9 protein-coding genes are annotated in these 12547 nt (G+C 37.5%); 7 read left to right on the forward strand and 2 right to left on the reverse strand.

What is annotated here, in order from left to right; translation table 11 throughout:
* The 5 genes from QME58_12220 to QME58_12240 form a co-directional block, all read left to right on the forward strand.
* The coding region (locus tag QME58_12220; protein MDI6804589.1) for an MFS transporter at nt 1-905 on the forward strand (905 nt) is incomplete at its 5' end.
* 47 nt (nt 906-952) lie between these two features.
* Nucleotides 953-1465: a RidA family protein gene (locus tag QME58_12225; protein MDI6804590.1), complete on the forward strand. Its 513-nt coding sequence runs from the start codon at nt 953-955 to the stop codon at nt 1463-1465.
* 35 nt (nt 1466-1500) lie between these two features.
* A complete protein-coding gene (locus QME58_12230; protein ID MDI6804591.1) occupies nt 1501-2898 on the forward strand; it encodes a tetratricopeptide repeat protein in 1398 nt (465 codons plus the stop codon).
* Entirely contained in the window at nt 2885-3748 is an 864-nt protein-coding gene (locus QME58_12235) for an alpha/beta hydrolase (GenBank protein ID MDI6804592.1), read from the forward strand. The genes QME58_12230 and QME58_12235 overlap by 14 nt, the downstream gene beginning before the upstream one ends.
* Entirely contained in the window at nt 3714-4313 is a 600-nt protein-coding gene (locus QME58_12240) for a cupin domain-containing protein (protein ID MDI6804593.1), read from the forward strand. Before QME58_12235 ends, QME58_12240 begins: the two co-directional genes overlap by 35 nt.
* A 271-nt stretch (nt 4314-4584) precedes the next feature.
* On the opposite strand, the gene QME58_12245 is transcribed toward QME58_12240, so the two are convergent.
* Nucleotides 4585-5349, reverse strand: a complete 765-nt coding sequence (locus QME58_12245; GenBank protein MDI6804594.1) for a YIP1 family protein — start codon at nt 5347-5349, stop codon at nt 4585-4587.
* Nucleotides 5350-5482: 133 nt separating this feature from the next.
* On the opposite strand from QME58_12245, the gene QME58_12250 reads away from it, so the two are divergent.
* Nucleotides 5483-6652: an alpha/beta hydrolase-fold protein gene (locus tag QME58_12250; protein ID MDI6804595.1), complete on the forward strand. Its 1170-nt coding sequence runs from the start codon at nt 5483-5485 to the stop codon at nt 6650-6652.
* Nucleotides 6649-9666, forward strand: coding sequence for an amylo-alpha-1,6-glucosidase (locus QME58_12255; GenBank protein MDI6804596.1), 3018 nt, complete (start codon nt 6649-6651; stop codon nt 9664-9666). The genes QME58_12250 and QME58_12255 overlap by 4 nt, the downstream gene beginning before the upstream one ends.
* Nucleotides 9667-9858: 192 nt before the next feature.
* On the opposite strand, the gene QME58_12260 is transcribed toward QME58_12255, so the two are convergent.
* Nucleotides 9859-12547, reverse strand: a 2689-nt coding sequence (locus QME58_12260) for a DUF5916 domain-containing protein (GenBank protein MDI6804597.1), incomplete at its 5' end; no start/stop codon positions are given.

A 12547-nucleotide genomic window follows, 5' to 3' on the forward strand; every position in this document is an offset into this window, starting at 1 on the left:
TCTTAAATATACAAAAAAAGTATTCAATAAGTCAATTTTTGGAACCGCCCTTAATTAATACTTACAGTTTCTTTTATGCAATTACATTATTCTCAAGCATTGTTTTATTGATAATGTTGATACCGGTCTTCTTCAGGGAAAGACCCGGTGAAAAAATACTGCCATGGACTAAAGGAAACTCCTCAGAAGTTTCGGCTAAGCTGCAATTGAGTAGCTGGAAAGATATTTTAAAAAGTCTGTATCAAGTGTTCTTCTTGCGTGTAAGTATTATAATGGGTGTGGCAGTTTTTAGTTTTTCGATGGGGAGAGGATTGATAGGAGCATTATTACCTGTGTTTACAGTGCAGGAACTCGGATGGACTGACTCTCATTTTTCACAAATATTTGCAACTGCCAACCTGGTTTCCGGAATTCTCGGTATGTTTGTGGCAGGCGCCTTAATCGACTTTTTTGGAAAAGTTAGGATGATGACTATTTATTTGCTGTTTTTAATTGGACTCGCTTTCGCCATGACTTTTATGAAGAGCTACTGGCATCATGAGACAATGATATATGGTTTTTTTGGAGGTTTCTTTGTTCTCGAGACTTTTATGACCATCGCCGTTTTTGCAACAGCCATGCAGCTTTGCTGGAAGAGAATTTCGGCAACACAATTCACACTTTATATGGCTATCTCAAATTTAGGACATTCGGCGGGCTCGGCATTGCTTGGTCCCCTAAAGTCATATCTGAGCTGGGAGTATGTCATACTGACTTTTGTTGTTTTTGCCTCGGTCATGCTTATATTGATCAGGTACATTCATTTCGATAATCACTTAAAGAAAGTAACAATATTGGAAGCTGAACAACTCGCAATTGATGAGCCGGCAGCTTTGCTAACTCCAGTCAAAATTCCGGTACAGTAATAGAATTTTTGAAACCGATAATAACGATTACAAAAAAAGGAAAAAGAATGAAAAAGGTTTTTATAATTTCAAGTTCAGCAATACTGTTCGCAGTTTGTATTATTTTAGCTCTATCAACGCAAAGTTGCAATGAAGCCCCAAAAGAAGTTACTGAAACAATAGTAAAGGCGGAAGCACCTGAGTATTTTCTTTTACGTCCAGAAGTTGAAAAATCCTATGGTTATTCACACGCTGTAAGAATTAGAGACGACATCAAGATTTCAGGCGCCGTTAGTATGGACGATGCCGGGAACCCAACGGCAAAAGGAGATTTATTGCAACAAATGAAGAATTGTTACTCCGATTTGGACAAGGTGTTGAAACACTATGGTTGCAATTTCGATGATGTAGTCGTTGAAAATGTCTTTACTACCAATATGCCCGAGTTTCTTAAACACTCGGCTTACCGTAACTCAATTTACACAAAGCAATTTCCTACTGGCTCATGGCTTGGAGTGAAAGAATTAGCTTTACCGGAGTTTATGATAGAAATTGAATTGGAGGTGTATAAGGTGATGTGATTGCAAAAAATTAACTTTGACAACATAAATTAATTATGAAAAAAATATTATACATCTTCTTTTTTTGTATGAGTTTGCACAGTACTTTTGCTCAAACTCCCAATCTGGAAACAATCTTACATAAACTGACAGGAGAAAAAAACGACAGCATTCGTTTTTATTTAGCTTTTAGCGTCTTAACTGTTTCTGAAACAAACCCTGTTTTAGACATGCATAATGCTGAAATAATTTTACTGCATGGGCAAAAATATGACGACAAGGTTTGTCAGGTCCTTGGTTTAGGATGTTTAGGATATGATTACAGGGCATTTGGAAATACAGCAAAAAGTTTAGAATATAATTTAAAAGCAAATGAAGTAGCTGAACAATCCAACGATGACAGATTGAAAGCTACTATAAATTTAGGGCTTGCCACTAATTATTTAGACCTTGCAGATTATCCTAAAGCAATAGCATACAATGCGGCTTCATTGGAAAACGCATCACGTGTAGAAGTAAACATTTTTACTATTCTTGCCAACATGAACATGGGAGAAATTTATTTAACCATAAACAAAATGGATTCGGCATTGATATACACGCAGAAGGCATACGAACTCAGTATGAGCACGGGGATTAGAGATTATTTAGGTGGAATATATGGTCAATTAGGCAGCATACAGGCTAAACTTAACAATTCAACGCTCGCTTTAAGTTATTTGAATTTAGCGGTAGAAGAAGGTTATAGAATTGATTCTCCCAAGTACATTAACATTCCTTACACTGCAATTGCGGAATACTATTTTAATGCAAACCAAAAAGATTCTGCCATAATGTATTCCAAAAAAGCAATTTCCGCTGTGCAAAATACAGCATTCGCCACAATGGTTATTAAACCTTCAAAATTGCTTACAGATATTTACAGAAATACCAATATAGACAGCGCGTTTAAATATTCTGAAATGCATAAAATGGCAAACGACAGTTTGTTTAACATCAAATCAATTCAACAAACCCAATTGATGACATTTGAAGAAGATGCCCGTCGGCAGGAATTGGTGGTTGTTCAAGCTAAAGAGGAAGAACAGCGGAAACAAAATATTCAATACGCATTAATTGCCATTAGCATCATTACTTTCATCATCATATATTTAATACTCAGCCGTAGCTTTATCGCCAATACCAAACTTATTACATTTTTCGGCGCAATTGCTTTATTGCTTGTTTTTGAATTTCTTAATTTGTTATTGCATCCGTTTTTAGGAAGGATAACACAACATTCACCTGTCTTTATGCTGTTGGCTTTAGTTTGTATTGCAGCTTTGCTTGTTCCACTGCATCACCGGTTAGAAGATTGGACGACAAAGAAATTGGTGAAAAAAAATAAATCAATCAGATTAGCAAATGCAAAAAAAACGATTGAACGATTGGAAGAAAAAGTTGATAATATATAATCCCAATATTTATGCGATTTTATTTTTGCTAAATATACTTCTCCCGCAATCTCTTGAGGCACAATCTGGCTCAGGAGCAATCCCTTATGGAAATAATAGCAATGCTGGAAAATATATTTCTGTAGATGGTGCAAAAATATATATTGAAATATACGGCGAAGGGGCTCCTCTTGTATTGATCCACGGAAACGGTGGCAATATTGCTTATATGAAACCGCAAATTGAATGCTTCGCTAAGAAGTACAAAGTAATTGTTATGGATTGCAGAGGTAGAGGAAAAAGTGAACTTGGAAAAGACAGCCTTACTTATATCCAAATGACAAAAGATATCGTTGCTATTTTAAATTCATTGCATCTTGATTCAACTTACGTTGTAGGAAGAAGCGATGGTGGCATTATTGCGTTGTTGATGGCAATTTATTATCCGGATAAAGTGAAAAAAGTGGTATCATTTGCGGCAAACCTGACTCCCGATACAACCGCCCTATATCCTTTTTTTTATAATGAAGTTAAAAAAGACAGTAATCAAGCTGACCGTATGATTTCAAAAAAGGATACAAGTCAAAATTGGAAAGTAATACAACAGCGAAATCGCTTAATGGAATTTCAACCGGATATATCAGCAAATGATTTACACAAAATTAAATGTCCGGTTTTAGTGATGTCAACAGACAGAGATATCATTCGTGAAGAACATACTGTTTTTATTTACCAGAATATTGTTGAAGCAAATCTGTGCATCCTAACCGGTGAAAACCATTATGTAACAAAAAACAATCCTGCCCTTTTTAATGCAATTGTAGAAAAGTATTTAGATGAGCCTTTCAAAGGAGAAGAGTCGAGGCAGTGATGAAAAAAATATCACTACTACCAATATGAAAGCAAATAATAAAATACTTGATATGACTCAGTTGGGCATGAAATTTACTGTTCTGAAAAATGGGACTGATACAGACGGGAAGTCATTAGACTTACATTGGGAATTATTTCCCGGATGCAACATGAAAGATCCGTTGGTTCACATCCATCCAAATGCCATCGAAACTTACGAGATATTGGAGGGCGAAATGGAGTTCTTTGTAAAAGACAAATGGTTGCCTGCAAAAAAGGGGGAAAAACTTACAGTCCCAATAGGAGTAACACATGCCTTCAGAAATCCGACAGATAAAATAGTAACTGTTTATAACACTCACCAACCTGCCCTGAAGATGGAAGAGTATTTTGAGGATGTGTGTAAGGTACTTGATAAAGTAACGGGAAACAGGACAAAAGATTTTAAAATGAACTTGAAAGCAAAGTTATATTTGGGGGTATTGATGAGCAATTACCGAAATGACATAATTGCGATAAACCCACCGGATTTTGCCGTTAAGGTTCTTGGATATATAGGAAAGCTAATTGGTGTAAAATATTAATAAACTTTAGCCGAAACGCCCTAAAAGGGTTGCGGCATAATCAACAAATAAAAATCGTAAGAAGTACAATATGGAAAAAGCTGAATTAAAGAGTTTTAGTAATCCTGACGAGGTTGGGCTATCCCCAAAAATTATCTCGGTTTGATGCATCTACACTTTCTTCAGGAATTTATTTCTATCAAATAACGATCTGTTTTAATTAATTTGTTTCATCGTACTCCTTAAAAGCCCATGTGTTTATTTTCCATGGGCTTTTTAATTTTGTACTTAATTATCTCATTCCTAATCCAAACATTACAGAAGCTAGTACCCACAAAATCCATAAACCATAGGCAACTCCAAGTCCGGCACCTAACGATTTATTAGAAATCTTCGAAATTCCAATTCCTAAAATTCCCATCTGCCAGATAGTAAAAATATTAAATTGTGCAAGCAACAAGTGTAATTTATTATTCACATCAAAATCCTGATAAATAAAAAATGCACCGCTCGGGGTGGCAGTCATCGAGTCGAATATGTACATAAAAATAATTGCAACAACCGAACCTAAAAATCCAATCATACTTGTTAGTCCAAACACCTCTAACATTTTGGTGTAAGGTCCTGAAAATTTTAAACCAATTTTTGCAACTAACCAAAATATCAATGTTGCAGCAAAAAAAATGATTGCAGTCATTATAACTGCCGAACCTCCGCCGATAGCAACAAACATTACGGGGCCGCTGTTTCTCATTCCATCAACATATTGGTCGACCTGTTCTTGGGTCATTTTTCCTTGTTCAACAAGCTCATGCATTTTTTCTGATTGCTTATCAAAAATTTGTGAACGCAAAGAATCGTTGAAGTAGAGTGCAACGACAATAAATAATCCCATTAGTATAGAAAGAATCATCGGCACGAGCCACGAACTTGTTTTGACTTTACTTACTGCAACTTCGTCGAAAAGTTCAGAAGGCGAAGCGAAAACATTCGTGATGCGATCCATCAATGATGTGGTTTGGGCTGCGGGTTGTTGAGTTTGTTCAATATGTTCCATTGTTATTCCTTTGTTTTGTTAATTTTCACTGGGAAAACTAATAAACTTATCAAACATTTCCAACACCTTTTTCAAATAGCTTGTTAAATTTGCCGAAAAACCCTATATTTTTGAAAATATAAGGCATACAAAAATGATAAATAAAGTAATACTCCTTCTATTCATCATAACTTCAACATCTTTCGGACAGCAAAAATTTACCGAATTAATAAATTTGCTTAACTCAGAAACCGACAGTCTTCAAAAAGCTGCAATGATTACGAACTACCTTTCGAACAACAAAATTCCAGTCGTTGAAAAGGAGTCTATTTATTTTGTCTATCGAGGGAACGCGAAAATTGCCGCAGCTCCCGGCGAGTTGAACGGATGGAATATCGATAAATCGTTAATGCAAAAAGTCGATGGTACAAATTTGTTTTTTCGTATTGATACGCTTGATGTTGCCGGTCGTGCTGAATATAAAATTTGGGTCGATAGTGTTTGGATGCTCGATCCATTGAATCATCGTAAGGCGCCTGGCGGTTTCGGATTTAATTCGGATGTTTGGATGCCGCAGTATTCTCCACCAACAGAAATCGAATACGACGACGGAATACCTCACGGAAAAATTGATACGATTTGGTTTGAGAGTAAAATTTTAAAGCGCACTCATCCGATTTTAATTTATCAGCCTTTTACAAAGCTGATGAAAAATTTACCAACCGTTTACGTGAACGATGGCGGTGAGTATTTATCCATTGGAAAAATGAACTACGTTTTAGATAATCTGATTGCAAATAATATTATAAAACCTGTAATCGGGGTATTTATCGATCCCCGTACCGACCTAATAAATCCTGAAACAAATATGCGAATGACTGATTATTCAGCGAGCGAAGATTATCTGAAATTTCTTACCGATGAACTTGTTCCTTTTGTAGAAAAAAATTATTCCGTTTCAACTGAAGCGAACGACAGGTTGATATTGGGTGCTTCGATGGGTGGATTGATTTCAACTTTTGCTTCCTACAAACGACCGGATGTTTTTAAAAACAGTGCTGCACAATCGCCTGCTTATGGACAAGCGAATATTTCTGTCATCGAAATGATTGCTGAAGGTAGATTCAAAGACATCAACGTTTACATCGATACCGGAACTTTAAACGATACAAAAATAGTTTCGCGTATCGCTAAAGCTTTATTAATCGAGAGGAAAATTAAACTAAACTACACTGAATATCCTGAAGGGCATAACTGGACGAACTGGCAAGCACGATTCGATGATGTACTAAAATATTTTTTTGGAAAGGAAATTAAAAAATGAAAAAACATATCATCCTATTTATTCTGTTGTTGACTCACATCGTCAACGGTGGCGAAATTCCATTAGTCGAACAAATTGCAATCGAAGTTAAAAAGATGTCGAGAGAATTTAGCTTTACGAATAAAGAATCGGCTTTTTATTACGGCGAAACTAACGATAGAAATAAATCGAGCTGGCAAGGGCTTAATGTAATGGCTCGCGAATTTTTAGAAGATTATTTGATAATCGCCTGTGATTTACAAATGGATAAAAAAAATACTGCTTCGACGCTTGTTTACCCTCACCAACTATTTAGAAAATATAAAAACGGCGCTTCCGAAATGGTTACTTTGTTGGACAGTGTGCCGGTGTTATTAATCGACGTAAACTTGCCGAATGCCTCTTTGGTAAATATATTCCCGCTCCTTTCCGATTTTAAAAGGCAAACTGATTACGAAATTGATTTTGTTGATAACGTTCTTTTGATCGCTCGTAAAAATCACTTGAAGCGAACTGTGAAAGAAGACTATCCGGTTTGGTTAGGAATTACTTTGAACACTCAACTAAATCGCATTGCTGATGAATATAAAATTGAAAAAGATTATTCGCCGGCGGGTGTGGTAACCAGCGGGCAACAAATTAGTTTCAAATTGGTAATTGGTGTTGGTGATTCTAAAAAAGGAACGATTGAATTATTAAAACACTCGCTTCTGAATTCAGACTTGCTAATTGAGAAAAGAAAAGAGCGAATGGAAAAATTGCTTCGTGAAACACGCATCAAAACTCAAAACGAAAGGTTCGACCGTGCTTTAATGTGGGCAAAAATTTCGATGGATGCTTTGATTATGAATCAGGTAACAAAAGGGATATTCGCAGGGCTTCCGTGGTTTAACAATTATTGGGGGCGCGATTCTTTCATATCGCTTCCGGGTACTTCCCTCGTTACAGGAAATTTTAGAGAAGCCCGTAAAATACTAACTTCGTTTGCTGCGTTTCAGGAAAAAGACAAAACCAACTCGAACTATGGCAGAATTCCAAACATTATAACAACCACACACAAATCGTACAACACTGCCGATGGCACACCTCGCTTTGTTATTGCTGCGCTCGATTACTACAGATATTCCGGAGATAAGAATTTTGTAAAAGAAATATTTCCCGTTATCGAGAGGTCGATCGAAGGAACACTAAAGTATCACTCCGACAAAAATATATTTTTACTTCACGGCGACGAGGAAACATGGATGGATGCAGTCGGACCTGATGGCGCCTGGACACCACGAGGCGATCGTGCTAATGATATTCAGGCACTTTGGTACCAACAATTACATGCAGGGGCTGAGTTTGCCAAACTGTTGAAGAAGAATAAACTCGCAAATAAATGGGTAAAACTTGCGGAAGAATTAAAAAATAATTTTAATCAAGTTTTCGTTTCACCAGAAAATAATGCAGTTTACGACCACTTGAATGCTGATGGAACCGCTGATCCCAAACATCGTTCGAATCAAATCTTTTGTGCACCTATTTTGAATGACGAAACGCGGGCAAATGTTTTGGCTAATGTGGTAACGAATCTTACATACGTCTATGGTGTTGGTTCTCTCAATCAGTTCGATGAACAATTTCATCCGTATCATCAAAATCTTCCTTACTATGTAAAAGATGCGGCGTATCATCAAGGCACAGTTTGGACTTGGTTGAGCGGGAAAGTGGTTTCGGAGTTGTGCAGATTTGAAAAACAGGAAAAAGCATTTCAGCTAACCGGCAATTTAGTTCATCAAATAATGAATCGTGGTGCGGTTGGAACAATATCAGAACTTTTAGATGCACATCCACGTCAGGGTGCAATTGAACCGGACGTCTCCGGAACCTTTACGCAAGCCTGGAGCTTAGCGGAATTCATCCGAAATATTTATCAGGATTTTATAGGTGTAAAATTCGACTTCAAAGATAATCGAATCGTGAATATAACACCGCGGTTGCCTGAGAAGCTTGGAAGCATCGAAGCAATGATCAAATTCGGTGATGAATCGTTTGTACTGTCGGTTGCGAAAAGAGAAAGGTATTCGGTGCAAATTTCAAGTGTAAATACTAAAAAGCCGATTACTATTAACTTAGAGCAACGAATGACTTCAAATGAGGTTGCTAAAATTAAGTCGGTGATTCACCCAAATTCCGATTTTATTGCAACGGTTGACGAAGCCGGACAAACACTCGTAAAAATAAATCCTGAAACTACACGACCAACTATCGATATTTTATATCAGCCGATTCCTTACGAAAATATTTTTAACGAAATGGAATTTGCACAACCACTGATGTTAGATGAATATCCTGTGATGCGGGCTCCTCAATATTCGCTGCTCAACAATTCTGAAATCAAAAAGTCAAATAGTTCAACAAAAAATTTAATTGATATCGATGATGCGGTTGGCGACGATAATGGAAATGGTAATTATACGTATCCTCTCAATCCAAATTTTCATAAAGGAATTTTGGATATAGTAAATTTCAAAGTTAGTTACGATAATGATAATGTTTATTTTAAATTGAGGTTTAAGAAATTAGTTGATCCGGGCTGGCATCCGGAGTATGGCTTTCAACTAACTTATGCGGCAATAGCGATTGATCAGGATGGTATTACAAATTCAGGTAAAATGGATGTTGGGATGAACTCCCAATTTAAACTTGAACCCGCGTTAGCATTTGAGAAAATAATTTATGTTGGGGGCGGTATTCGCGTTGATAATTCTGATGGAAAAATTTTAGCTCAATACATTCCTGTTGATAATGATGTATTAAATCCGTTGGGAGATATTTCGACGGGGACTATCGAGTTCTCGATACCACACAAATATATTGGGATTCCTGACGAAAAATGGCGGTTCACAGTATTAATTGGCGGACAAAACGACCACGGTGGAGCAGGAATTGGCGATTTCAGAGGGGTGGAAGCGAAAGCTGGCGAGTGGTCAGGCGGCGGTAAAACCGACCCAAAATTACCAAATGTGTATGATGTTTTGAAGAGTTATTAAGAGCGTGTAGAAGCAATCTCACTTTCGAAATCAACTCAAAATACGAGATTGCTTCGTCGCTTCGCTCCTCGCAAAGCCATTTTCATTCATTTCAACACGCTCATTAAGTCTATAAGCATAGTAGAAAGACTTCTGAGATTAAAATCGGAAGTTTAATTGTTAACGAATAAAAATATCAGCCGAATTCTGAAATTACAAGCTAAACCAATAAGTCGCTTTTATCATAAAAATATTATCGGCATTTGCATCCATAAGGTTGGAAAAATCTCTTCCGAATTTCATGCTTCCCGGGTCAGTGTTGTCTTCCCGGCTTTGTGTCCATACAAAAAATAATGTTGAACCGGGTAAATATTCCCATCTCAATACTGCATTGCCGCGTAATGATTTGAAATTGAAATCAGGATTGCTAACTGTAAAAGTCGACGCTGACCCAACACCATCCGGATCTATTACATAATGTCCGTTTTCATCAATCGCAATAGTTGAACCATTCTCACCATAAACATTAAAATCATAGCTGCCGGCACGTGCAAGCTCTTTGATGCGTGAATACTTTCCAACAGATATTAACGGTTGCAAATATAATTGGAGACTTAATGTAGGTGTAAAAGTCCAATTCAAACGCACATTTGCGGCTAATGTTTTTTGATTGAGTTCACCAAATATGTATCTCCTGCCATAGGTTGCCAGTGTGTATTCATCTGTTCTTCGTGTAATATATTGTGAGAACGAAAAATTAGAATTGTAGTTTGGCGAGAAGCTGAAGTTTACTGAAGGCAATGGTTTCCATTCAACACTTGGTTCGATGTAAAAACTATTACTTCCGGCTTCGTTATTATTGACACTTGTGAAGAAGAAAAACGAAATAGCTTCTCTCGAATCGCTGCGGCAGTTGAAATTAATTGTATAACCTGCTGGTGCGTGCATACTTGGACCGCCGCGTGTGCTGCGTGTGTCGGTGGAACCTCCTCCATAAAAAAAGCTACTGCCGAATCCCCAATAATTTAGAAAAGTTGCATTAATATTCAGGAAATAAATTTCTGCAGTTTTAATCCCATCGAAATCATAGTTACGTGCAGTTGCTACGAGTATCGATTTGTTTCTGAAAAAAATATCCGGTTCATACCATCGATAGCCTGTTGCTATATGTGCATTATAAACATCAGCACGGTTTTGAAAACCTAAATCATTAATCTCGAACGATGGCGATAAAAATCCGAATGCACTGTTAAATATCCAATTATTTTTTTCTTTGTTAACTGTAAAACGGCTGCCTATACCTGCAAGTGAGGTCGCGTTGCTATCCAAATTTAGGTGCTTTGCATCGGGGCGTTGGAAGTAACGTTGTGGCGATTTCTGGAGTGTCATAATTCTTTCCTTGCTTCCACTAACATACGTAAATCCTACCCATCCATTTGTAACCCAGGTTTTTTTGTCATCAAGAAATACCCATCCGTCAGTTCCGACTGAATACGACCGCCTGTTTAAAATATCTTTAAGTTGTATATCGTATAAATCTCTTTCAACAGAAGTGAGTAAATAACCCAAGCCGTAGCGACCTTGCTCGAATTCAAATTGAGTGCGTGCAAGTCCGTAAAAAGTCAGCGGTTCAACCTGAAGTTTGTAACGATGTCCGCCTTCTGAGATACTCGCGAATTCGCGTTCGGTTACAGCAGCAAGTAAACCGATTGATTGCTCGTCGTTGATTTTTCCGCTTAACTTTCCAGCTCCGAGTATCGATGTGGCTGTTGGGGTGTTGTTAAATGCCGGCAAATCGTTACGGTGGGGCTTTCTCCCGATTCTTCTGCTGTAAAAGAATTGAGGGTTCATCCAATTAAAACTCATATTGTTGGTTGCTCCACCCGACCCAAAACTAAAAATGTTTGCACCCTCGATGAAAAAAGGGCGTTTTTCGCTATAATAAGTTTCGAATTGACTTAAGTTTACTTCGGCCGGATCTACTTCTACTTGTCCGAAATCAGGATTAATTGTGGCATCGAGTGTCAGGTTATTGCCGATACCAATTTTAAAATCGGCACCAACATTTTTTGTGAACTTACTCCCGTCATTAAACGGGTCGCCTTTAGTATAATTTTCTGTGAACTCGCCCCCCGTATTTACATAAGGTAAAATTTCGAAGCGTGCTGGTGGGTCAATGTCTTTTATTCCTGTTAAGTCGGCATAGTGCGAAACGAAACCACTTTCTTTGCGAGGCACCATCACAAAAAAAACTTCTTCGTTATTTCGTGCAATAGTTCTTGCAACGTTTAATCCCCAAACATGTTCTTGCTTTTTATTGAACCTAAGCTGAGAGTATGGAATTTTGATTTCAACAGACCAACCGTTGTTATGTATCGAAACTGCTCGGTCCCAAATTCCGTCCCAAGAATCGTCGTCCCAACTATCGTTGAAAAAAGTTCCGTCCACAATTGAACCTGCAGGATTAACTCCAAAGAAGAAAGCGTTACGCCTATCGTAATATGAATCAACTGAAAATAAAAACCAATCCGATTTTACAAACGAATCTCGCCTGCCAAGCTTTTTGACAATTGAATCGGGAGAAGTATCGAAAAGATTAGCCCCGATATAAAGTGCAGCGTCGTCGTAACCAATCCAGAATTCTGTTTTTTGCGTAGGAGCTGTTCCTTCAATTGGTTCGCGCTGTGTGAAATCAGTCCTGCCGGCAGACTGATAAAGTCCTTCAGTTAATTTTCCGTCAATTTTTAACGGCTGATTCAATCGGATAGCGGCTACAGATTTAGATTCTGAAGGACTTTTATTAAAACCGTGTGTTTGTAAAGTAAAAAATAATACAGCAATAAAAATAGGCTCATCGTGGAAGTGAGTGGGTAAAAATGATAGATAGAAACAGCGTAACATA

It is taken from the genome of Bacteroidota bacterium (assembly GCA_030017895.1).
Taxonomy (GTDB): domain Bacteria; phylum Bacteroidota; class Ignavibacteria; order UBA10030; family BY39; genus JASEGV01.